The organism is Phenylobacterium sp. SCN 70-31 (genome assembly GCF_001724605.1).
GTDB lineage: Bacteria > Pseudomonadota > Alphaproteobacteria > Caulobacterales > Caulobacteraceae > Phenylobacterium.
Genome location: NZ_MEEX01000014.1, coordinates 13,810 through 34,290 on the forward strand (window position 1 = coordinate 13,810; position 20,481 = coordinate 34,290).

The 20,481-nt window shown below is 70.9% G+C and carries 20 protein-coding genes; 12 read left to right on the forward strand and 8 right to left on the reverse strand.

The features are described 5' to 3' along the window. The first annotated feature begins 181 nt into the window (after nucleotides 1-181). The 3 genes from pgl to glk are packed head-to-tail and all read left to right on the forward strand — an operon-like array spanning nucleotide 182 to nucleotide 3,650. The gene (gene pgl / locus ABS78_RS12250) at nucleotides 182-856 is read left to right on the forward strand and encodes a 6-phosphogluconolactonase (RefSeq protein ID WP_293379255.1); all 675 of its coding nucleotides are present in this window, start codon (nucleotides 182-184) and stop codon (nucleotides 854-856) included. Between the two features lie 11 nt (nucleotides 857-867). Continuing rightward, nucleotides 868-2,679: a phosphogluconate dehydratase gene (gene edd / locus ABS78_RS12255; RefSeq protein ID WP_363083180.1), complete on the forward strand. Its 1,812-nt coding sequence runs from the start codon at nucleotides 868-870 to the stop codon at nucleotides 2,677-2,679. Continuing rightward, complete coding sequence (gene glk, locus ABS78_RS12260; RefSeq protein WP_293379258.1) at nucleotides 2,679-3,650, forward strand: glucokinase; 972 nt, start codon at nucleotides 2,679-2,681, stop codon at nucleotides 3,648-3,650. The genes edd and glk overlap by 1 nt, the downstream gene beginning before the upstream one ends. Before the next feature lie 10 nt (nucleotides 3,651-3,660). On the opposite strand, the gene ABS78_RS12265 is transcribed toward glk, so the two are convergent. Genes ABS78_RS12265 through ABS78_RS12275 form a run of 3 tightly spaced genes read right to left on the reverse strand, consistent with a single transcriptional unit; the run spans nucleotide 3,661 to nucleotide 6,459 of the window. Beyond that, complete coding sequence (locus ABS78_RS12265) at nucleotides 3,661-4,512, reverse strand: hypothetical protein (protein ID WP_293379261.1); 852 nt, start codon at nucleotides 4,510-4,512, stop codon at nucleotides 3,661-3,663. 1 nt (nucleotide 4,513) lies between these two features. Further along, nucleotides 4,514-5,296 carry an enoyl-CoA hydratase/isomerase family protein gene (locus ABS78_RS12270; protein ID WP_293379263.1) on the reverse strand — a complete coding sequence of 261 codons (783 nt, stop codon included), beginning with the start codon at nucleotides 5,294-5,296 and terminating at the stop codon, nucleotides 4,514-4,516. Then, nucleotides 5,293-6,459: an acyl-CoA dehydrogenase family protein gene (locus ABS78_RS12275; protein ID WP_293379267.1), complete on the reverse strand. Its 1,167-nt coding sequence runs from the start codon at nucleotides 6,457-6,459 to the stop codon at nucleotides 5,293-5,295. Before ABS78_RS12275 ends, ABS78_RS12270 begins: the two co-directional genes overlap by 4 nt. 99 nt (nucleotides 6,460-6,558) lie before the next feature. Between ABS78_RS12275 and ABS78_RS12280 the strand changes: the two genes are divergently transcribed. Genes ABS78_RS12280 through ABS78_RS12290 form a run of 3 tightly spaced genes read left to right on the forward strand, consistent with a single transcriptional unit; the run spans nucleotide 6,559 to nucleotide 9,128 of the window. Further along, nucleotides 6,559-7,317: a helix-turn-helix domain-containing protein gene (locus tag ABS78_RS12280; protein WP_293379270.1), complete on the forward strand. Its 759-nt coding sequence runs from the start codon at nucleotides 6,559-6,561 to the stop codon at nucleotides 7,315-7,317. 28 nt (nucleotides 7,318-7,345) lie between these two features. Then, a complete protein-coding gene (locus ABS78_RS12285; RefSeq protein WP_293379273.1) occupies nucleotides 7,346-8,575 on the forward strand; it encodes a CoA transferase in 1,230 nt (409 codons plus the stop codon). Nucleotides 8,576-8,588: 13 nt separating this feature from the next. After that, complete coding sequence (locus ABS78_RS12290; RefSeq protein WP_293379275.1) at nucleotides 8,589-9,128, forward strand: hypothetical protein; 540 nt, start codon at nucleotides 8,589-8,591, stop codon at nucleotides 9,126-9,128. Nucleotides 9,129-9,147: 19 nt separating this feature from the next. Here the strand turns inward: ABS78_RS12290 and ABS78_RS12295 are convergent, their stop codons facing one another. Continuing rightward, nucleotides 9,148-10,290, reverse strand: coding sequence for a hypothetical protein (locus ABS78_RS12295; protein ID WP_293379278.1), 1,143 nt, complete (start codon nucleotides 10,288-10,290; stop codon nucleotides 9,148-9,150). A 166-nt stretch (nucleotides 10,291-10,456) separates the two neighbouring features. On the opposite strand from ABS78_RS12295, the gene ABS78_RS12300 reads away from it, so the two are divergent. Continuing rightward, nucleotides 10,457-11,563 carry a hypothetical protein gene (locus ABS78_RS12300; RefSeq protein ID WP_293379281.1) on the forward strand — a complete coding sequence of 369 codons (1,107 nt, stop codon included), beginning with the start codon at nucleotides 10,457-10,459 and terminating at the stop codon, nucleotides 11,561-11,563. A 25-nt stretch (nucleotides 11,564-11,588) separates the two neighbouring features. Here ABS78_RS12300 and ABS78_RS12305 read toward each other — a convergent pair whose 3' ends face one another. Continuing rightward, a complete protein-coding gene (locus ABS78_RS12305; protein ID WP_293379284.1) occupies nucleotides 11,589-12,281 on the reverse strand; it encodes a DnaJ domain-containing protein in 693 nt (230 codons plus the stop codon). Between the two features lie 91 nt (nucleotides 12,282-12,372). Here ABS78_RS12305 and pdxH point away from each other — a divergent pair, with 91 nt between their 5' ends. From pdxH to ABS78_RS12325, 4 genes are all read left to right on the forward strand, one after another. Continuing rightward, nucleotides 12,373-13,047, forward strand: coding sequence for a pyridoxamine 5'-phosphate oxidase (gene pdxH / locus ABS78_RS12310; RefSeq protein WP_293379287.1), 675 nt, complete (start codon nucleotides 12,373-12,375; stop codon nucleotides 13,045-13,047). Between the two features lie 16 nt (nucleotides 13,048-13,063). After that, nucleotides 13,064-14,560, forward strand: coding sequence for a bifunctional aminoglycoside phosphotransferase/ATP-binding protein (locus tag ABS78_RS12315; RefSeq protein WP_293379290.1), 1,497 nt, complete (start codon nucleotides 13,064-13,066; stop codon nucleotides 14,558-14,560). Nucleotides 14,561-14,655: 95 nt separating this feature from the next. Next, nucleotides 14,656-16,302, forward strand: coding sequence for a long-chain-fatty-acid--CoA ligase (locus ABS78_RS12320; protein WP_293379293.1), 1,647 nt, complete (start codon nucleotides 14,656-14,658; stop codon nucleotides 16,300-16,302). Nucleotides 16,303-16,343: 41 nt separating this feature from the next. Next, nucleotides 16,344-16,871: a GNAT family N-acetyltransferase gene (locus ABS78_RS12325; RefSeq protein WP_293379296.1), complete on the forward strand. Its 528-nt coding sequence runs from the start codon at nucleotides 16,344-16,346 to the stop codon at nucleotides 16,869-16,871. On the opposite strand, the gene ABS78_RS12330 is transcribed toward ABS78_RS12325, so the two are convergent. Beyond that, the gene (locus ABS78_RS12330) at nucleotides 16,832-17,302 is read right to left on the reverse strand and encodes a DUF983 domain-containing protein (protein WP_293379299.1); all 471 of its coding nucleotides are present in this window, start codon (nucleotides 17,300-17,302) and stop codon (nucleotides 16,832-16,834) included. The two genes, ABS78_RS12325 and ABS78_RS12330, sit on opposite strands and share 40 nt — an antisense overlap. 79 nt (nucleotides 17,303-17,381) lie before the next feature. On the opposite strand from ABS78_RS12330, the gene ABS78_RS12335 reads away from it, so the two are divergent. Beyond that, nucleotides 17,382-18,764, forward strand: coding sequence for a PLP-dependent aminotransferase family protein (locus tag ABS78_RS12335; RefSeq protein WP_293379302.1), 1,383 nt, complete (start codon nucleotides 17,382-17,384; stop codon nucleotides 18,762-18,764). A gap of 278 nt (nucleotides 18,765-19,042) precedes the next feature. On the opposite strand, the gene ABS78_RS12340 is transcribed toward ABS78_RS12335, so the two are convergent. Further along, the gene (locus ABS78_RS12340; RefSeq protein WP_293379305.1) at nucleotides 19,043-19,942 is read right to left on the reverse strand and encodes an MBL fold metallo-hydrolase; all 900 of its coding nucleotides are present in this window, start codon (nucleotides 19,940-19,942) and stop codon (nucleotides 19,043-19,045) included. After that, complete coding sequence (locus ABS78_RS12345) at nucleotides 19,939-20,349, reverse strand: TIGR01244 family sulfur transferase (RefSeq protein ID WP_293379307.1); 411 nt, start codon at nucleotides 20,347-20,349, stop codon at nucleotides 19,939-19,941. Before ABS78_RS12345 ends, ABS78_RS12340 begins: the two co-directional genes overlap by 4 nt. Nucleotides 20,350-20,481: the final 132 nt, after the last annotated feature.

A 20,481-nucleotide genomic window follows, 5' to 3' on the forward strand; every position in this document is an offset into this window, starting at 1 on the left:
CGCGCAGGCGCCCGGCTCTCCCCGTGCGGTCCTAACGCCGAAGCGTCGCCCTGGCTCCCCCAATTTCCGGCGAAAGGGTGAGGCCTGCGTTACCGCTCCGCACTCGGACGGCGGACGAGTTTCGTGCTTTTGGGACGGGCAGGGGCGCCATCCGGGCGGCCGCCGCGTTATGCAGGCGTCCATGATCGAAACCTTTCCCGACGGCGGCGCCCTGGCCGAGGCGGCTGCGTGCGGCGTCGAAGCCGCCCTGTCGGAGGCGCTCGCCTTGCGCGGGCGTGCGAGTCTCGTGGCGACGGGCGGCAGGTCCCCGGGACCGGTCTACGATCGTCTCCGCGAAACAGTCGTCGATTGGTCCCGCGTCGGGGTGACCCTGTCCGACGACCGATGCGTGGACCCCGACGACCCGGCCTCCAACGCCGGCCTGGTCCGGGCGCGGCTGTTGAGAGGCCCGGCGGCGAAGGCCACGTTCCTGCCGCTCTGGCCTGCGCCGGACCCACAGGCCCTGGCTCCGCTCCTGCCCTTCGACGCCGTTATGCTGGGGATGGGCGAGGACGGCCACGTCGCCTCGCTGATCCCGGGCGACCCGGGACTGGCCGACGCCCTGGCGACGACGGACCTCGTGCGGCCGGTGCCCGCCGGCCTCGGCAAGCCGCCGCTGGCGCGGATCACCCTGACCCTGGCGCCTCTGACGGCCGCGCGTCGGGTCTTCCTCTTGATCGCGGGCGAGGCTAAGCGCGAGGTCGTGGCCCGCGCCCTGGCCGCCGCGAACTCGCCTGGGGACCTGCCGGTCGCCCGGCTGGCGAAAGGGGCAGGCGAGCGGCTGAGGATACTCTGGACCCCCGACGGAGGCTCATGACCATGACCGCCATCCATCCCGTCACGGCCGAGGTGACCCAACGGATCGTCGCGCGCAGCCGCGCGTCCCGCGCCGACTACCTGGCGCGCATGGAGGCGGCTCGGCACGACGGCCCAGGCCGCGCCAAGCTGTCGTGCGCCAACTGGGCCCACGCCTTCGCCGCCTCGCCCGACGGCGACAAGACCCGGATGCGCGATCCCGGCGCGCCCAATGTGGCCATCGTCTCGGCCTACAACGACATGCTCTCGGCCCATCAGCCGTACGAGCGGTTTCCCGACTTGATCCGCCGCGCGGCGCGCGAGGCCGGCGCCACGGCGCAGTACGCGGGCGGCGTGCCCGCCATGTGCGATGGCGTGACCCAGGGCCGGCCGGGCATGGAGCTGTCCCTCTTCAGCCGCGACGTGATCGCCATGTCGACGGCCATCGCGCTGACCCACGACGCCTTCGACGCGACCCTGATGCTGGGCATCTGCGACAAGATCGTGCCGGGTCTCTTCATGGGCGCGGCCGCCTTCGGCCACCTGCCGGCGATCTTCGTGCCGGGCGGGCCGATGACCTCGGGGATCTCCAACGCCGAGAAGGCCCGCGTCCGCGCCCTCTACGCCGAGGGGAAGGCCACGCGCGACGAGCTGCTCGATTCCGAGATGAAGAGCTACCACGGGCCGGGAACCTGCACCTTCTACGGCACGGCCAATTCCAACCAGATGATGATGGAGATGACGGGCCTGCATCTGCCGGGCGCCGCCTTCGTCACGCCCAACACCCCGCTGCGCGACGCCCTGACCGCGGCGGCGGCCCGCCGGGCGGTGGAAATCCGCGGCGGGACCAACGCCTACACGCCCTTCTACGCCGTGATCGACGAGAAGAGCCTCGTGAACGCCACGGCCGGCCTGCTGGCCACGGGCGGCTCGACCAACCACACCCTGCACATCCTGGCCATGGCGCGGGCGGCCGGCGTCCAGATGACCTGGGAGGACATGGACGACCTCTCGCGCGTCACGCCGCTGATCGCACGGGTCTATCCGAACGGGACCGAGGACGTGAACGCCTTCCATGCCGCGGGGGGCATGGCCTTCGTGACCCGCACCCTGCTGGATGCCGGCCTGCTCCACGAGGACGTCCGCACCGTGGCCGGGGAGGGGCTGAGCCGCTACCGGCAGGAGCCGTTCCTGGACGACGGCCGCCTGGTGTGGCGCGATGGGCCCGAGTCCAGCCTGAACACCGATATCCTCCGCCCGGCCAGCGATCCGTTCGAAGCGGAGGGCGGCCTGCGCCTGCTCACCGGACCGCTGGGGCGAGGCGTCATCAAGACCTCGGCCGTCAAGCCGCAGCACCGGATCGTCGAGGCGCCCGCCGCGGTGTTCGACGACCAGGACGCCCTGCTGGACGCCTACAGGCGCGGCGAGCTGAATCGCGACTTCGTCGCCGTGGTGCGGTTCCAGGGGCCGCAGGCCAACGGCATGCCCGAGCTGCATTCGCTCACGCCGCCGCTGGGGGTGTTGCAGGACAAGGGTTTCAAGGTGGCCCTGGTCACCGACGGCCGCATGTCGGGCGCCAGCGGCAAGGTGCCGGCGGCGATCCACATGACCCCCGAAGCCGCCGTCGGGGGACCGCTCGCCTACGTCCGCGACGGTGACGTCATCCGCCTGGACGCCGAAGCCGGGACGCTCGACATCCGGATCGACCCGCGGGAACTGATGGGCCGCCAGCGTGCGATCTGCCCGCCGGCCGGCCACGGCTTCGGCCGCGAGCTGTTCGGCTGGATGCGCCGCGCCGCCGGCCCGGCCGACACCGGCGCCTGCGCCCTCTTCGAGGCCGCCTGATGCGCACGCTCTGGATGGGACTGGTGGGAGACATCGGCGGCACCAACGCCCGTCTGGCCCTGGTCGACGTGGAAGGGCGCATCCGGCACCCCCGCACCTTCGCCAACAAGGACTACGCCAGCCTGGACGACGTGATCGCCGACTATCTCGCCACGACGGCGGGCAAGAAGCGGCCGCCTCGGGCCGTGCTGGCCGTGGCGGGGCCGGTGGTGGACGGCGAGATCGAGTTCACCAACCTCCATTGGACCGTTTCCGAGGGCGATCTCCTCGCCCAGTTCGAGTTCGAGGCGGTCGAACTGATCAACGACTTCGCCGCCCAGGCCCTGGCGTGCCCGCGCCTGGAGGGCGCCGATCTGCGGGTCCTCGGTCCTGACCTGCCCAAGGGCGCCCACGACTGCCCGATCGTCGCCCTCGGCCCCGGCACGGGGTTCGGCGTGGCGGCGCTGGCGCGGGGCGAGCGGGGGGAAATCCCCATCGCCACCGAGGGCGGCCATGCCGGATTCGCCCCGTCCGACGAGGTGGAAATCGAGATCCTCAAGCAGATGTCGGCGAAATACGGCCGGGTCTCGGTCGAGCGCCTGCTGTCCGGACAGGGCCTGTACGACCTCTATGGCATCCTCGCCGAGATGCGCGGCGAACCGGCGTCGCTTCCGGACGAGGCGGCCGTGACGCGGGACGGGCTGGTGGGCGATCCGCTGGCCGGCGCCGCCCTCGACCGCTTCTGCCGCATCCTGGGCTCGGCGGCGGGCGACCTGGCGCTCACCTTCGGCGCCCGCGGCGGCGTGTTCGTGGCGGGCGGCATAGGCCCGCGGATCGCCGAACGCCTGGCCGGCGGCGCGTTCCGGAAGCGTTTCGAGGCCAAGGGCCGGCTGTCGGACTATGTGAAGGCGATCCCGACCTATCTGGTCATCCACCCCTATCCCGCGATCGTCGGCGCCGCGCGGCGCCTGGAGCAACTGGACCGCCTGTAGCCGTTCCGGCTCAGCAGGGGGGTGCGGGACTCAGGCGGCGGATCTGGATGGTTTCGGTCTGGGCTCCGGCCGGGGCGCGGGTGACCCGACGCTCGGTCAGGGTCACCACCCGTCCGTCGGTGGCGGCCACCTCGGCTTCGGAGACGATCGCGCGGCTGACGCCCGAGGCCGAGCGGCTGGTCTCGCGCTTGATCCGCACGCGGCAGTCGGGCTTCTCGACCGACACCTCCAGCGTGGCGCGTCCGGCGGTGGGACGGTCGGCGTTCAGATCGGTGATCCCCAGGGGCGCGGCGCCCTGGATCTCCATGGCGGCCATCAGGCGCAGATCGCCCAGCACCAGTTCGTCGGCGGCCAGCAGCGGCGGCTGATCCAGGCGTTGGCGCACCAGCGCTCGCACGGGATCGGTCTCGGGCAGGGCGGCTTCCACCCGCGCCTGCATCCGTTCGCGGAACTCCGGCCAGTTGTCGACGGCGGTCAGCCGGCCGTCACGACCGATACGGAATTCCAGCCCCTCGCCGACCGTCGCCTTGAGGGCCGCTTCCATCGAGGCGCCGCCGCTGTCCTTGAGCCGAGCTTCACGCAGCGTATAGCGCAGGCGCAGGCCGCCGCCAGGCTCCACCCCCAGCACCTCCAGGTCGAACACCTGACGGTTGGACTGGGTCTGGCCGCCCTGGTCGTCAGTCTGGACGAACTCGGTGTCGCTCTGGAAGCGGTAGAGGTCGCCGGCCTGATCGGGCCGGGTCCGCACCGCCACCGTCGTCCGGCCGTCATTCGGGACGACGGCCGTATCGCCCACCTGCGCGCCCGCGGGCGCGGTGGCGGACGCCGCCAGGACCGCGGCGCCGAGGATGGCGGCGCGCATGCTAGCGCCCCTTGAAGTTCCCGGGCCGCCGCTCGGCGACCGAGCGGACGCCCTCCTGGAAGTCCTCGGTCGCCCGAAGCGCCGCCTGCTTGGTGTGTTCGATGTCGGTGCGCGCCTTTATCGCCTGGGCGAGGTCGGCGCGGAGGGTCTTGCGGGTCTCGATCACCGCCAGCGGCGCCGCCTCGGCGATCTCCTGCGCCAGCTTGAGGGCCGCGGCCCTCAGCTCCGCCGCCGGGACAATCTCGTCCACCAGGCCCCACGGCAGGCCGTCCTCCGGCTTCACGCGCCGGCCCGTCAGCAGCATCAGCGCCGCGCGCTGCTCGCCGATCAGCCGCGGCAGCGCCAGACTGATGCCGAAGCCCGCGTGGAAGCCGAGCTTCACGAAATTGGCGGCGAACCGCGCCTCGGGGCTGGCGATCCGGAAGTCGGCCACCAGGGCCAGGCCCAGGCCCGCGCCCACCGCCGCGCCCTGCACCGCCGCCACGATGGGCTTGGCCACCGAATAGAGCCGCACGGCCTGGACGTAGAGGTCGTTGATGCCGCCCATGCCCGAGGCCACGGAGTCGGTGGACGAGCTGAAGTCGGCGCCTGCGGAGAAGCTCTTGCCTTCCGACTGCAGGACGACGGCGCGTGCTTCCGGGTTCTCGTCGATGGCCTGGCTGGCGTCGGCCAGGTCGCGCATGAAATCGACCGAGACGAAGTTGTGTGGCCCCCGGTCCAGGGTCACCACCGCCACATGGCCGTCCATCGCGACCTTCACGTGGTCGCCGTAAGCGCTCTTCATCGTCTCGTCCCCAACAGGTTCCTGGCCACCACCCACTTATGGACTTCGGTGGGCCCGTCATAGATCCGCATCGTCCGGAGCTTCGCCTGCATGAGCTGCAGCGGAAGCTCCTTGGTCATGCCCATCGCGCCGAAGGCCTGCATGGCCCGGTCAACGGTCTCGTAGGCCATCTCGGTCGCGAACCACTTGATCATGCTGATCTCGGAGCGCACGTCGCGGCCGTTGTCCAGCTTCCACGCGCAGTCGTAGGTCATCAGGCGGGTGGCGTGGATCTTGGTCACCGCCTCGGCGATCCAGAACTGGATGGCCTGTCGCTCGCTCAGCGGCGCGCCGAAGGTTTTCCGCTGCGGGGCGTACTCGATCATCATGTCGACCGCCCGCTGAGCCATGCCGACGGACCAGGCCGCCATCTGGATTCGCCGCGTGCCCAGGCGCGTCTGCATGGGCGCGAAGCCGGCGCCCTCCTGGCCCAGCAGCTTCCAGCCTTCGACCCGGCAGTCCTCCAGCGCCACCTCGTAGGTGTACTGCCCGCCCAGCATGGGGATGCGGCGCAGGACGTTGAAGCCCGGTGTGCCCTTGTCGACCAGGAAGGCGGTCATGCCGCCGCGCGCGCCTTTCTCGGGATCGGTCACGGCCATCAGGATCGTGAAGTCGGCGTCGGCCGCCCGGGTGATCCAGATCTTTCGGCCGTTTATGATCCAGTCGTCGCCGTCGCGGACCGCGCGCGTGGTCATGGCCGCGGGGTCCGACCCGGCGCCGGGTTCGGAGATGCCGATGGCCGACACGGTCTTGCCGGCCACGTAGGGCGCCAGATAGGCCTGCCGCTGGCGCTCGTTCACCGTCGCCATCAGCATCCGCAGGTTCGGGCTGTCGGGCGGCAGGGTGTAGGGCGTGACGGTGCGGCCGATCTCCTCCTCGACGCCGACCATCGCCACCATCGGCAGGTCCGAGCCGCCCACGTCCTCGGGGGCGTCCAGGCCGAACAGGCCGAGTTCATGGGCCTTGGCGTCCAGGCGCGCCTGCACCTCGGCGTCCAGGTAGAGGCCACCGCCCTCGGCCTCCCGCGCCATGACGCCGGTCTCCAGCGGCATGAGTTCGTCGCGGACGAACCGGGCCACCAGATCCTTGAGCATGCGATGCTCTTCGGACAGCTCGAACTCCATGGCGTTCCCTCTGTTTTCACCCATTGAACAGGGTGCGGCGAACCGTTACTAGCTCCGACGTAGAACGCCCATATATGGATCGAATTTCCATATATGTGGATGAAGGGCGACGGGGAGGCGGTTCTGGCGGACGGCGGAGTCAAGTCGGCGCAGCGGGCCCTGGAGATCCTCGAGGTCTTCGCCCGCCAACGGCGGCCGCTGGCGCTGAAGGAGGTGCTGGACGAACTGGGCTATCCCGCGTCCAGCGGCTCGGCCCTGATGAAGTCGCTCGTGATCCAGGGCTACCTCGACTACGACCGCGAGCGGCGGACCTATTTCCCCACCATGCGGCTGACCAAACTCGGCGACTGGGTGCCCGGCGTCCTGTTCGGGGACGGCCCCCTTCTCGGGACGCTGGAGGATCTGCGCCGCAGGACGGACCTGACCGTGATCCTCGCGGTCCAGAGCGACCTGCACGCCCAGTACGTCCACGTCCTGCACGCCACCGAACCGACGCTGCACCGCGTGCCGCCGGGCACATTGCGGCCGCTGGCGCGCTCGGGGCTGGGGCTGGTGCTGCTCTCGGCCAAGCGTGACGGCGAGATCGAACGCCTGCGCCGACGGATCAACGCGGCAGGCGACGATGTGGGTCAGACCCGGGAAGACCTCATGGGGCGCGTCAACGAGGTGCGGGCGCGCGGCTACGCCTTCTCGCGAAACACCATCTCGCCGGGCGTGGGCATTCTGGGCGCCGCCCTGCCGAACGGCCCGTTCGGTCGGACGTTCGCCGTGGGCGTGGCCGGCCGTGTCTCCGACCTGGAAGAAAAACGCGATCTGATCGTCGACGATTTGCGCGCCGCGATCGATCGGCTGGCCTGACGTACCGACCATCCCGTAGAGGAGCCGCATGACCGCCCGCCCCCTCGCCGACAAACCCACCGGCCCGCTGTCGGGCATCCGCATCCTGGACCTGACCAGCGTGGTCAACGGCGCCTATGGCACCCAGATCCTCGCCGACCAGGGCGCCGATGTGATCAAGGTCGAGGACCCCGGCTCCGGCCGGGGCGACGGCGGCGACATCATGCGCTGGGCGGGCCACATGCCCGAGGGCGCGCCGCGCGGCATGGGGCCGATCTTCCTCACCATCAACCGCAACAAGCGCTCGATCCTGCTGGACATGAAGACCGACAGCGGCAAACGGGCGCTGCGGCGGCTGATCCGATCCTGCGACGTGATCGCGAGTTCGATCCGTTACGAAGGCATGAAGCGCCTGGGCCTGTCGTATGAGGACGTAGCCGCCATCAGGCCGGACATCGTCTTCGTCCATGCCGCCGGCTACGGCTCGGACGGCCCTTACGCGGGGGAGCCGGCCTACGACGACCTGATCCAGTCGGCGTCGGGTTGTGCGGACATCCTGGGCCGCACCGACGGGAACCCGACGCCCCGTATCCTGCCGACGCTGATGGCCGACAAGGTCTCGGGCCTCTTCGTCTCGCAGGCGATCACCGCCGCCCTTCTGCATCGCGCCCGCACCGGCGAAGGCCAGTTCGTCGAGGTGCCGATGTTCGAGTGCGTCACCAGCTTCCTGCTGGTGGAGCATCTCTACGACAACACGTTCCAGCCTCCGACCGGCCAATGGGGCTACCAGCGGGTGATCAATCCCAACCGCAAGCCGTTCCGGACCAAGGACGGCTGGATCGGCCTGCTGCCCTACACCGACAAACAGTGGGACCAGTTCTTCGACGCGGCCGGATATGGCGAGCAGGTGAAGAACGACCCTCGCTTCGCGGACTACGGCACGCGCGCGAAGCACATCCAGGAGCTCTACGGCCTGATCGAGACGGCCGCCGCCACCAAGACGACCCAGGAATGGCTCGACATCCTCAAGCCGCTCTCGATCCCGGTGGTGAAGACCAACGCCCTGGACGACCTGCCCGACGATCCGCACCTGAAGGCCGTCGGCTTCTTCCAGGAGTTCGAGCATCCGGACGTGGGCCGGTATCGGCTGATGAAGCCGCCCGTCCGCTTCTCGAAGACCCCGTCCAACCTGCGGCGGCACCCGCCGAAACTCGGCGAGCACACGGACGAGGTGCTGGGCGAACTGCCGGCCGAGATCGGACCCGACGCCGAATCCTGACATTCTCGCCGTCATGCGCGTGGCGGTGATCGGCAGTTCGGGGAGCGGGAAGACCACCTTCGCGAGGACCTTGGCGGTCGCGCAGGGCGTGCCGCACATCGACCTGGACGCCGTCACCTGGCAGCCGGGCTGGGTCGCTTTGCACGAGACCGATCCGGAGGAGTTCCTGCGGCGCTGCGAGGCGGCCATGGCCGCCGAGGCCTGGGTGAGCTGCGGCAATTATGTCCGCCGGCCCAGCCTGCTGGCGCGCGTGACCCATCTGGTCTGGCTGGACTATTCGCGCTCGGTGGTGATGTCGCGCGTGATCCGCCGCTCGTTCACCCGGGCGCTGTCGGGCGACGAACTCTGGCCCGGCACCGGCAACCGCGAGACCTTCGCCAGGTGGCTCGACAAGGGTCACCCCATCCGGTGGGCCTGGGACACCTACGATCGGCGCAAGGCGCAGTACGAGACGCTGTTCGCATCCCCCGACATCGCCGGCCTGGAAGCCTTCAGGCTTGGCCACCCGCGCGAGGCGCCGGCGCTGATCGCCCGTCTTTCGGCCAACGCCTGACGGCCTATGCCCCTCAGGCTCAGCGGGACCGGGTATGGCTGGCGATGAAGCCGCGCAGGTCGCGGTAGGCGTGGCCTTCCATCGCGCGCAGGGCGTCGATACGCGCTTCGAGGTCGCCGCCGTCGAACTGGGCCCGCGCCTGGACGGCGGCGGCGTTGTACCAGGCGTATCGGACGAGATCTGAGGCCGGAAACAGGCCGTCGTTGACCGCTCGCAGGCCGAGGGCCAGGGCCGCCGCTGCGGCCGCCACGGCCACGGCCGCCTGGACCCCCAAGGCGGAGAGGGTGAATCCGAAGGTCAGCAGCACGCCCGCGAGACCGGCGGCGGCGACGGCCGCGACCGTCAGCCCTCCCACCGCGCGCCGGGCCGCATCGGCCTGCTGGCGTGGCGCGGCCAGCGAGTCGCCCAGCTTGCGGCGGCTGTAGTCGATCTGGACATCCATGCGCTGGGCCCGCAGGCAGGAGAGCAGAAGATCGAGCTGCGGGCTGGTCTCGGGCGCGGGCGGGGCGGTTCGCCAAGCCGGCAGGATCCACACCTCGTCGTCGGCCACGTCGCGGGTCATGTCACGCACCCGGCCGGCGAGATCGCCGGCGGGCGGCAGGGCGTCGAGCGCCTGGGCGCGGGCGCGCTTCCAGGCGCCCAGCGCGGCGTCGTCGGTCATGGCCCGGGCCGCAAGGTCGAGGTTGTTGACCAGAACCTGGAAGTAGAGGCCCCGGGCGCGTTCGGTCCAGTAGCGGCTGCCCAGCCATTCGGCCTTGGAGCGGGCGGCCATCATCTGGCAGAGCGCGAGGGCGCCGGCCGCCAGCGCCAGGAACGCCGCCAGGGCCCCTGCTATCTGCGCTCCGGCCGCTTGGCCCGCCGCGCCGGCCAGCGGTGTGAAGGCCGCCAGCACCAGGGCCGCGACACCTACCAGCACCGAGGTCAGCCCCAGTCGCCGGTCGCGCCGGGCGTGATGGTTGGCCGGCGCTTCGTGCTTGTTGAACAGCGCCCGCAGTTCGGGCCAGTCCAGCACCCGCAAGGCCTGTGGATGCTCGGCCCCCAGCCGCCGACGCGCGTCCTTGTCGAGCAGGATGTCGTCATTGACCCATCCGGCCAGCGGATCGGCGAAGAGCGGAATCCGGGCGTCCGCATCGGCGGGCGGCGGCGGGGCGGATTCGGACATGCCTCAATGTATCGCATGCCGGCGGTGGGGGCATCCGTTGCGTGTGTCGCGGGGATCACCGTTGAGGAAGCGCCTCGCGATTGTCCGGCGCGCCATGATCCGTGGCTATGGCCGCCGCAATGTGCGCCGGCTTGCGTCCGGACGGCGCCTCGGGTCTGCTGGCGTCATGAAGGGACGCGTATCGAGGACGCCGAGACGCCGGGACGCGCTCTCCGGTCTGGTGGGCGTGGCAGGATTGGCGGGCGCGGGCATGGCCGTGGGCGTGGCGTCGGCGCGTGCGGGCGAGGGGCGGTGGCGTGTGCGTCGTCTCGTCGACCGACCCATCATCGCCCCCGGCATGGACTCCCGGATGGGCGACAACATCGAAGGGCCGTCGCTGATCCGCGCCCCCGACTGGCTGCCCGGCCGGCTGGGCCGCTACTACCTCTATTTCGCGGATCACAAGGGCGACTACATTCGCCTCGCCTACGCCGACCGGCTGGAAGGTCCGTGGACGGTGCATGCGCCGGGCTCCCTGGACCTCGCGCAATCCGGCTTTCCGACGGTACGCCAGTCCGGTTCCCCCGAAGCCGAGGCGAAGCTGCTCCAGGGCGCCGGTCCCAACCGGGCTCCCCCTGGAACGCCGGGAATCCCGTCGCCCCTGGACGACGCCACCCTGCCGCACATCGCCTCGCCGGACGTCCACGTGGACCACGAACGGCGACGGATCGTCATGTACCATCACGGCCTCTCGGCCTTCACGCAGCAGCGCACACGGGTGGCGATCTCGATGGACGGGGTGTCGTTCCGCCCGCTCGGCGAGACCCTGGGACCGGCTTACATGCGGGTGTTCCCTCATGCGGGCCAGACGTATGCGATGGCCATGCCGGGGATCTTCCTGCGGTCGCCCGACGGATTTGCGCCGTTCGAGGTCGGACCGCGGCTGTTCGGGATCGACCAGCGCCACAGCGCGCTGCTGCAACGCGGCGACACCCTGCATGTCTTCTGGACGCGCGTGGGCGATGCGCCCGAGCGGATCTATGTCTCGGATATCGACATCTCGGGCGACTGGGCGGGCTGGAAGGCCGGTCCTCCCGTCGAGGTGCTGCGCCCCGAACGCCCTTGGGAAGGCGCAGGACTGCCCCTGGTCCCGTCCTACCGCAGCGCGATCAACCTTCCCGCCAACCAGCTCCGCGACCCTGCGATCTACGAGGAGGGCGGCCGCGTCTACATGGTCTACGCCGTTCAGGGCGAGCGCGGGCTGGGGATCGTCGAACTGGGGCTTCCGGCCTGATCGGGGCCGGATCGCAGGCCGGCTCCTAGGCCGCCCAGGCGGCGGCGAAGCGGCGCAGGAGCGCGAGGGCGGCGCTGTCGGTCGCACCGATCTCGGCGCTGAGGCGAATGAAGAGATGGCCCCTGGCCCGGCGTCCGCGCGCCGGAAGGCCCTCGCCCTCCACCCGCACCAGGCCGCGCTCGGCCGCCTTCCGGTCGATCCAGACGCTGCGCCGGCCGATGGGTGTCTCCACGGCGATCCGGCCGCCCTTCTTCAGAACAGCGGGTGAAACCCGCGCCGTCAGCCAGAGGTCGTCGCCGCGCACGATCACGCCGTCCTGGGCGCGGATGTAGACGCTGAGCGCGGCGCCGGCGGCGCGGACCTTGTCGCCCGAGCGCAGCCCAGCCGGCAGCGTGATGCGGATCATGCGCCCGTCGGGCAGACGGTGGTCGACCTCGCCGCCCTCCAGCGCGATCAGTGGCGAAATCTCCAGGTCGGGGGTCGGCGTGGCGCGCGGACGCCGGGGGGCCTGTATCATGCGATCGCCCAGCGGGTCCTGCAGGCGGCGGTAGGCCTCCACGATCTGACGGAAGGCGCGTTCGTCCCCGCCCGCGTCCGGATGGGCCCGCTTGGCGGCCTCGCGATAGGCCTGGCGGATCTCGGCGGGGGTCGACGCGGAACTGACGCCCAGCACCTCGCGGGCGTCTTTCAGGCTCATCTCGGCGGCGGCCAGACTCATGAGCTGCGAAATTAGGGTAAACGGCGTCAATACTCCGTTAAACGCCACGGCCGCTCGCCACCCGGCTGCGGCGGGACTATAGGGACGGCCCGTGACCGACGACGCCCGCAACACCGCTATCCCGGCCTCGCCCAGCGAGGACGACTATGTGCGCCAGGTGGCGGCCGCCGAGCCGCCGCCCTTGCTCTCGGAAGACGATCCCTTCGTCCTGTTCGACGCCTGGTTCGCCGAGGCTTTGCGGCATGAACCCAACGACGCCAACGCGATGGCTCTTGCCACCGTCGACGCCGACGGCCTGCCCGACGTGCGGATGGTTCTGCTGAAGGGCGTCGATGCGGGCGGCTTCGTGTTCTACACCAACCTGGAGAGCGCCAAGGGCCGGGAACTGGCCGCGAATCCCAAGGCCGCCCTGCTGTTCCACTGGAAATCCCTGCGTCGCCAGGTGCGCATCCGCGGGCCGGTGACGCCGACGACCGACGCCGAAGCGGACGCCTACTTCGCCACCCGGGCCCGTCCGGCTCAGATCGGAGCCTGGGCCAGCGCGCAGTCGCGCACGTTGCCCGACCGGCTGGCGTTCGAGAAGAAGATCGCCGAGGTCGGCCTGCGCTTTGGCCTGGGCAAGGTGGCCCGTCCGCCGCACTGGTCCGGGTTCCGGGTCGAGGCCCGGTCGATCGAGTTCTGGCGCGACCGTCCGTTCCGCCTGCACGAGCGCCTGCTGTTCGAGACGTCCGGCGCCGGCTGGACGACGCGTCGGCTGTTCCCTTGAGCGAGGCTCGCGTCCCTTGAGCAACGCTTGGGGCGAGCCCGAAGGCCTCGAAGCGGAGGTCATGGCCTTCCTGGCGGGACTGAGCGAGCGTCGCATCGACACCGCCTGCGCCCATGTCTTTCTGGGGCGTGAGCGCGCCTGGAAGATGAAGCGCCACGCCGACTTGGGCTATGCCGACTTCTCCACGGCCGAGCGGCGGCGCTGGGCGCTGGACCGCGAACTGGAATTCAACCGCGCCACCGCGCCAGACATCTATCGTGCGGTGCGCCGGATCACGCGCGAGGCGGACGGCGCCCTGGCGCTGGATGGGGCCGGCGAGTCCGTCGAACCGGTGCTGGAGATGCGCCGTTTCGACGAGGGCCAGGTGCTGGCCGCCAGGCCCGAGGCGGTGACCGGCGAACTGGCCGAGGCGCTGGGGCGCACGATCGCGGGCGTGCACGCCGGGGCGCCGCTGCGACCGGCGGGCGGACTCACCGCGCTGTCGTTCACGGTGGGGTCGAACGCCCGTCTCCTGCGCGAAACCTGCGAGGGCCTGGACCCGGCCCGTGTCGAGACGCTGATCGAGCTGACCGAAGCCGAGCTGGAGCGACAGGCGGCGCTGCTGGCGCATCGGGCGGCGGCGGGATTCTCGCGCCGCTGCCACGGGGACCTGCACCTCGGCAATATCCTGCTGGAGGCCGGTCGGCCGATCCTGTTCGACTGCATCGAATTCAGCGACATCCTTTCGGACGTGGATGTCCTGTACGACCTGGCGTTCCTGCTGATGGACCTGGACTTCCGCGGGCGGCGCGACGCGGCGGTCCGAGCGCTGTCGGCCTACCTCGACCAGGCGGCGCGTGACTTCCCGGACGAGCACTGGACGGGGCTGGCGGCGCTGCCGCTGATGCTGTCGGTGCGGGCCGGCGTGCGGGCGCACGTGTCGGCCCACTCGGGCGATCCAGCCCTGGCCCGGGCCTATGTGGAGGCGGGGATCGCTCACCTGTCGCCGCCGCCGCCCGTGCTGGCGGCGGTGGGGGGGCTGTCGGGCTCGGGCAAGTCGACCTTCGCTCGCGCCGTCGCGCCGGGCCTGGGCGCCTCGCCCGGCGCGGTGGTGCTCCGGACCGACGAGGTGCGAAAGCGGCTGGCCGGCGTGGGGCCCACCGACCCGCTGCCGCGCGAGACCTATACGCCGGTCGCCCAGGCGCGGGCCTACGACGCCCTGTTCACGGCGGCGCACGATCTGCTGCGGTCGGGCCGGGCGGTGGTGCTGGATGCGACCTTCCTCGACCCGGCGGTGCGGACGCGGGCCGAGGCGCTGGCCGCGGACTGTGGTGTCCCCTTCCGCGCCGCCTGGCTGCACGCGTCGCCCGACGTCCTGGAGGCCCGCGTGGCCGCGCGCACCGGTGATGCGTCGGACGCCACCATCGCTGTGCTGCGCGACCAGGTCGCCCGCATGGGAGATGCGCGCCCGTGGCCCGTCGTGGACGCCCAGGCGCCCACAGAGGCGTCGTCGCGCGCATGGCTGGCCGGCTGAGGCCGCTCAAACGCCTGTTCCCGTTGCGGAAACGGGCCCGCCTCTCTAATCCTGCCGCACAAGCGACAAACGATAACCTCGGGAGGCGGACGCCAATGCTGGGCGCGATGCAGAACTGGCCGCTGACGGTCGACAAGATCCTTGACCACGCCAAGGCCTGGCATCCTGACCGCGAGGTGGTGACCCGTTCGATCGAGGGGCCGATCGTGCGCACGACCTATGCGCAGATCCACGACCGGGCCAAGCGGCTCTCCAACGTCCTGAAGGGACTGGGAGTCCAGCCGGGCGATCGGGTCGCCACCCTGGCCTGGAACACCGGCCGCCACATCGAGGCGTGGTACGGCATCATGGGCATCGGCGCGGTGTGCCACACGCTGAACCCGCGCCTGTTCGCCGACCAGCTCGCCTACATCGTCAACCATGCCGAAGACCGGATCATCTTCACCGACCTGACCTTCGCGCCGATCCTGAAGGGGTTGGCGGGCAAGATTCCGACGGTGAAGCAGATCGTCGTCATGACCGACGCCGACGGCATGAAGGGCTGCGATCTGCCCGGCGCGCTCTGCTACGAGACCTTGCTGGAGCAGGCGTCGGCCGACTGCGTCTGGGGCGACTTCGACGAGAACACCCCCGCGGGCCTCTGCTACACCTCGGGCACGACGGGCAATCCCAAGGGCGTGCTCTACACCCACCGCTCGAACTTCCTGCACACGGTCATCACCATGGGCCGCGACGTCATGGGCCTGGCGGCCACGGATGTCGTGCTGCCGGTGGTGCCGATGTTCCACGCCAACGCCTGGGGCCTGGCGCTGTCGTGCCCGGCGGCGGGCTCCAAGGTGGTGATGCCGGGTCAGAAGCTGGACGGCGCATCGGTCCACGAACTGCTGGAGAGCGAGGGCGTGACGTTCTCGGCGGCGGTGCCGACGGTGTGGCAGATGCTGCTGGCCCACCTTCGCGAGACCAAGGGCCAGCTCACCACGCTCAAGCGGGTGGTGATCGGCGGCTCGGCCGTGCCCGAGGCCATCGTGCGCGGCTTCCGCGACGAGTACGGCGTGGACGTGACCCACGCCTGGGGCATGACCGAGATGTCGCCGCTGGGGACCATCGCCGCCCCGACCGCCGGCATCGCCGCCCTGGATTCCGAAGGCCAGCTCAGATCCAAGCTCAAGCAGGGTCGCCCCCCGGTGGGCGTGGAGATGAAGCTGACCGACGACGCGGGCGGGCGTCTGCCGCACGACGGGGTCACCTTCGGCCGGCTGAAGGTGAAAGGCCCCTTCATCGTGGGCGAGTACTTCAAGGGCGACGGCGGCGAGATCCTGGACGAAGAGGGCTTCTTCGACACCGGCGACGTGGCGACGATCGACGACCAGGGCTTCATGCAGATCACCGACCGGGCCAAGGACGTCATCAAGTCGGGCGGGGAGTGGATCAGCTCCATCGAGATCGAAAACATCGCCATGGGGCACCCCAAGGCGGCCAATGCGGCGGTCATCGGCGCCCTTCATCCCAAGTGGGACGAGCGTCCGGTGCTGCTGGTCAAGCTGTGCGAGGGGGTCGAGGCCGAGGGGGCCGAGTTCCTGTCGTTCCTCGAAGGCAAGATCGCGAAGTGGTGGATGCCCGACGACGTGGTCTTCGTGGACGACATCCCGCTGGGCGCGACCGGCAAGATCGACAAGAAGCTGATCCGGGAGCGGATGAAGGACTATGTCCTGCCGACGGCCCGCGAGAAGGCGACGGCCTGACGCCTCTCGCGGAAACGTCCGCCCCGGGGGCCAGGCTCGAAATGCTGCAGCTGAGCCCGGCGACCGAGGCCGACTGGCCCGAGGTGGTCGCGGTCACAAATCGCGCCTACCGGACCTCCGACGGTCAGACGGCGTGGAAGGTCGAGACCATCGTGGGCGGTCAGCGGATCGACGCAGGGCTGCTGCGCGAAGACCTGTTGCGGCCGGGCGCCGTACTGCTGCTGGCGCGCGAGCCGGCCGGCGCGCCGGTCGGGCATGTGAGGCTGGACGCCGGGGATGACGGTGTCTGGACCCTGTCCATGCTGACCGTGCGCCCCGAGTGTCAGGACGCTGGCGTCGGTCGGCGTGTCCTGGAGGCCGCCGAGGCCTGGGCGGCGGCCCGGGGTGCGCGGCGCATGCGGATGATGGTGGTCGGCCAGCGCGCCGAACTCATCGCCTGGTATGGTCGTCGCGGCTATGCCGGCACGGGCGAACGCAGGCCGTTTCCATATGGAGACGCCCGGTTCGGCGCGCCGGTCCGGGACGATCTCTACTTCGTGGTGCTGGACAAGCCGCTCTCGGCGGCCTGACGGTCGGAGACGCCGCGGCGATCGTAGGTGAAGCCGCCGTCGCCGTGCGCGCCCAGGCTCTGCCATCGGGCCTCCTCGGCCTTGTGGAGGTATTGCTCGGCCACGAGCCAGGCCTTCACGGGCCGCAACGTGAAGAGACAGCCGCCGACCAGGGCGGGCAGGACGGTGGCGAACTGGAGCCAGATGGGCGGCTGGGCGACGACAGCCCACCAGGCCCAGACGGCGACCACCACGATGCTGACGCCGCTCATGACGAAGAAGGCCGGGCCGTCCGCCGGCTCGGCGAAGCCGAAGTCCAGGCCGCAGCGTTCGCAGCGCGGCGCGATCTTGAGAAAGCCGGCGAACAGCTTTCCCTCGCCGCACTGCGGACAACGGCACCGGAGGCCGGCGCTCAGCGAGGACGGGCTTTCGACCTGAACATCGACGGACATCTACGTGCTCCATACATTCGATGTATTGAACGCATACAATATTGATATAATGTATGTGTCACAGGTGGAGTCCGCAACCGTGAATCGCGTCGATCCCTCATTGCGCTGGCTGGACCGTGTGGGGGACGGAGCGGCTCCGATCTACCTGCGCGTCGCGGGGGCCCTGGAAGCGGCGGTGCGCGACGGCGAACTGCAGCCGGGCGACCAGCTTCCGCCCCAGCGGGCCGTGGCCCGCGCGCTGGGGGTCGATCTGACGACCGTCACCCGCGCCTACGCCGCCGCCCGCGCCCGGGGGCTGCTGGAGGGCGCGGTCGGCCGTGGCACCTTCGTGCGATCGGTCGCCGACGAGGCGGGGCGCGTTGACCTGAGCATGAACCTGCCGCCGCCGCCGCAGGGCGTCCCGCTGGGCCGCCTGCTGAAGGAGACGACGGCGGCGATCCTCGATCGTACCGATCCCAGCGTCCTGATGGCGTACCATCCCGGCGGCGGCAGCCTGGGGCAGCGCGTGGCGGGGGCGGCCTGGCTCGCGCCCGTTCTGGGCCGGGAACTGGGCGATCTCGCGCCGGAGCGGGTGCTGGTGGCGCCCGGCGCGCAGACGGCGCTGGCGGCGGTCCTGGCCCTGGCGCCGGCGGGTTCGGCCCTGGTGGTGGAGCCCCTCGTCTACCCGGGCGTCATCACGGCGGCCCGGCGCCTGGGCCTGCGGCTCGTGGTCTGCCCGGCGGACGCGGGCGGAATGGACCCCGAGGCGCTCGCCCGGGTCCTCGCCGCCGAGAGACCGGCCGCGGTCTATGTGACTCCGACGACCAACAATCCCACCGCCGTGACGATGGACGCCGGCCGCCGCGCCGCCATCGCGCAGGCCGCCAGGGTCGCGCGCGTCTGGATCGTGGAGGACGACCCCTACGCCCGGCTGTTGGAAAGGCCCCTGCCGTCGCTGGCGAGCCTCGCGCCCGAGCGCACCTTCCACATCGCCACGCTGTCGAAGTGCCTCTCGCCCGGCCTTCGCACCGCCTACCTCGTCCCGCCGCCCGGGCCGACCGTAGCGACCACGGCGGAAGCCCTGCGCGCCCTCGCCCAGATGCCGGCGCCGCTGATGACGGCGGTGGTGACGGCCTGGATCCGCGAGGGAACGGCGGAGGCCCTGTTGGCGGGGGTGCGGCGCGAGGCCCTGGCCCGCCGGGCGCTCGCCGCCGAGATGCTCCCCACGGCCCGGGGCGCCGCGGAGAGCCTGCACGTCTGGCTGGACCTGCCGGCCGGCCGCGACCCCGCGCGCCTGCGCCGGCTGGCGCAGGAGAGGGGACTGGCCCTGGTCGCCGCCGACGCCTTCGCCGCGGCGCCGGATCACCCCGACGGCCTGCGAATCTCGCTGGGCGGCCCGGCGAAGCAGGTCGTGCTGCGGACGGCGCTTGAGGGTGTGGCGGCGCTCCTGTCCGACTCGGGTCCGGCTCGGGCGGTGGTCTGAACCTGCGCGTCGGAGGTCGCCGAAGGCTGCTAGGCTCGAGAGTTTTGACCAGGCGGGCCGTCTCCGAGCCCCCGCGCGAGCGGAGGCTCTGCATCTCTGCCCTCGGATGCACACGGATGGCGTGGCGGCCATCATCCGTGTCGATCCGTGTCAATCCGTGGACCTTGAAATCGTAAGGCGCCGCTTCGCGGCCTCGCAGGACCGGACGCCGGCGCTCCACTGATCGTCAGTGCTTTTCGTGTGGCCCGTGGTTTAAAGTTCGCGCGCCTGCGGTGCGCTCAGCCGGCCAGGCGATAGGTGGAGTCGGGGCCGGGCGCGCTGTCGGCGGCGAGGCGGCCCTGGCGGACCAAGTGCAGGATTCCGGCCAGCATGGACCGGGCCGCCGCCGGATGCAGGCGCGAATCAACGTCGGCGTAGAGCCGGGGCACCAGTTCGCGGATACGGGCCGGACCGGCGGCGAGCGCGGTGAGGATCTGATCCAGACGCTCCTGCCGGTGCGCGGCATAGGCGCGGATGAAGGCGTCCACGTCCCGGATCGGCGGCCCGTGGGTCGGCCAGAGCACGTCGAAGTTCCGCGCGCGGATCGCCTCCAGGCTCTCCAGGTAGTCCGAGAGGTCGCCGTCGGGCGGCGTGATGACCGTGGTGGACCAGCCCATGATGTGGTCGCCCGAGAAGCAGGCGCTTTCCTCCGGGAAGGCGAAGCACAGGTGGTTCGAGGTGTGACCCGGCGTGGGGATGGCCTCCAGCGTCCAGCCCGGTCCCGAGACGGAACCGCCGCCGCACAGGCTGATGTCGGGCTGGAAGCTCAGGTCGTGCCCGGCCTCCATCTTCACCCCTTCGTCGTCATCGTCGGCGTGGGCGGCGACCGCGCAGCCGTAGATCACGGCCCCGGTTCGCGCCTTGAGCGGCCCGGCCAGGGGCGAGTGGTCGGAATGATGGTGGGTGATGACGATATGGGTGATCCGTTCGCCGGCGGTCGCCGCGAGGATCGCCTCGAGGTGAGCGGGATCGTCCGGACCGGGGTCGATGACCGCCACCTCGCCCCGGCCGACGATGTAGGTACCAGTGCCCTTGAAGGTGAACGGGCCTGGATTGTCGGCGGTCACACGCCGGATCAGCGGCGAGACCTGATCGCAGCGGCCGTACTCGATGTCGATCTCTCGAACATAGGGGATCATCCGCCCAGAACTCCCGACAGGTCGTAGCCGGCCGCCCGGCCGAGGCCGACCAGTTCGTCGCGGTCGTGAGCGCCCGAGGCGGCCTGGCACAGGGACCAGGTGACGATCGAGCGCGTGCCCGAGCGACAGAAGGCCAGGACCGGGGTCTCGGCGGACGCCAGGATCTCCTGCGTCTGCGCCACCTGCTCGGGCGTAGGGCCGCCGCGGACCGGCACATGGTGATACGCCAGTCCCGCGGCCTTCGCGGCGGCCTCAACCTCGGCGCTGGCGGGCTGGCCGGGGTCCTCGCCGTCGGGGCGATTGTTGACGAGGGTTCGATAGCCCAGCCGGGCCGCCTCGGCGACGTCGGCCAGGGCGATCTGGGGCGCCGTGGTGAACTCGTCGGTGACGCGTCTGAAGTCAGGCATGGGGACTCTCGAATTTTGGCGCATAGCCTTCGTTGACATCATCGGGGGTGGGTGAAAGTTTCGCAACGGCCCACCTCACCGTTGTCCCTGGCCTGAACGCCTGGGCCGTCGCCCCTGGAAGGTTTTCTCAAG

What these genes read in the sequence shown, in the direction of transcription:
- pgl (WP_293379255.1), top strand. Translation starts at nt 182, where the DNA reads ATGATCGAAACCTTTCCCGACGGCGGCGCCCTGGCCGAGGCGGCTGCG.
- glk (WP_293379258.1), top strand. Translation starts at nt 2,679, where the DNA reads ATGCGCACGCTCTGGATGGGACTGGTGGGAGACATCGGCGGCACCAAC.
- ABS78_RS12265 (WP_293379261.1), bottom strand. Translation starts at nt 4,512, where the DNA reads ATGCGCGCCGCCATCCTCGGCGCCGCGGTCCTGGCGGCGTCCGCCACC.
- ABS78_RS12270 (WP_293379263.1), bottom strand. Translation starts at nt 5,296, where the DNA reads ATGAAGAGCGCTTACGGCGACCACGTGAAGGTCGCGATGGACGGCCAT.
- ABS78_RS12275 (WP_293379267.1), bottom strand. Translation starts at nt 6,459, where the DNA reads ATGGAGTTCGAGCTGTCCGAAGAGCATCGCATGCTCAAGGATCTGGTG.
- ABS78_RS12280 (WP_293379270.1), top strand. Translation starts at nt 6,559, where the DNA reads ATGAAGGGCGACGGGGAGGCGGTTCTGGCGGACGGCGGAGTCAAGTCG.
- ABS78_RS12285 (WP_293379273.1), top strand. Translation starts at nt 7,346, where the DNA reads ATGACCGCCCGCCCCCTCGCCGACAAACCCACCGGCCCGCTGTCGGGC.
- ABS78_RS12290 (WP_293379275.1), top strand. Translation starts at nt 8,589, where the DNA reads ATGCGCGTGGCGGTGATCGGCAGTTCGGGGAGCGGGAAGACCACCTTC.
- ABS78_RS12295 (WP_293379278.1), bottom strand. Translation starts at nt 10,290, where the DNA reads ATGTCCGAATCCGCCCCGCCGCCGCCCGCCGATGCGGACGCCCGGATT.
- ABS78_RS12300 (WP_293379281.1), top strand. Translation starts at nt 10,457, where the DNA reads ATGAAGGGACGCGTATCGAGGACGCCGAGACGCCGGGACGCGCTCTCC.
- ABS78_RS12305 (WP_293379284.1), bottom strand. Translation starts at nt 12,281, where the DNA reads ATGAGTCTGGCCGCCGCCGAGATGAGCCTGAAAGACGCCCGCGAGGTG.
- ABS78_RS12320 (WP_293379293.1), top strand. Translation starts at nt 14,656, where the DNA reads ATGCTGGGCGCGATGCAGAACTGGCCGCTGACGGTCGACAAGATCCTT.
- ABS78_RS12325 (WP_293379296.1), top strand. Translation starts at nt 16,344, where the DNA reads ATGCTGCAGCTGAGCCCGGCGACCGAGGCCGACTGGCCCGAGGTGGTC.
- ABS78_RS12330 (WP_293379299.1), bottom strand. Translation starts at nt 17,302, where the DNA reads ATGTCCGTCGATGTTCAGGTCGAAAGCCCGTCCTCGCTGAGCGCCGGC.
- ABS78_RS12340 (WP_293379305.1), bottom strand. Translation starts at nt 19,942, where the DNA reads ATGATCCCCTATGTTCGAGAGATCGACATCGAGTACGGCCGCTGCGAT.
- ABS78_RS12345 (WP_293379307.1), bottom strand. Translation starts at nt 20,349, where the DNA reads ATGCCTGACTTCAGACGCGTCACCGACGAGTTCACCACGGCGCCCCAG.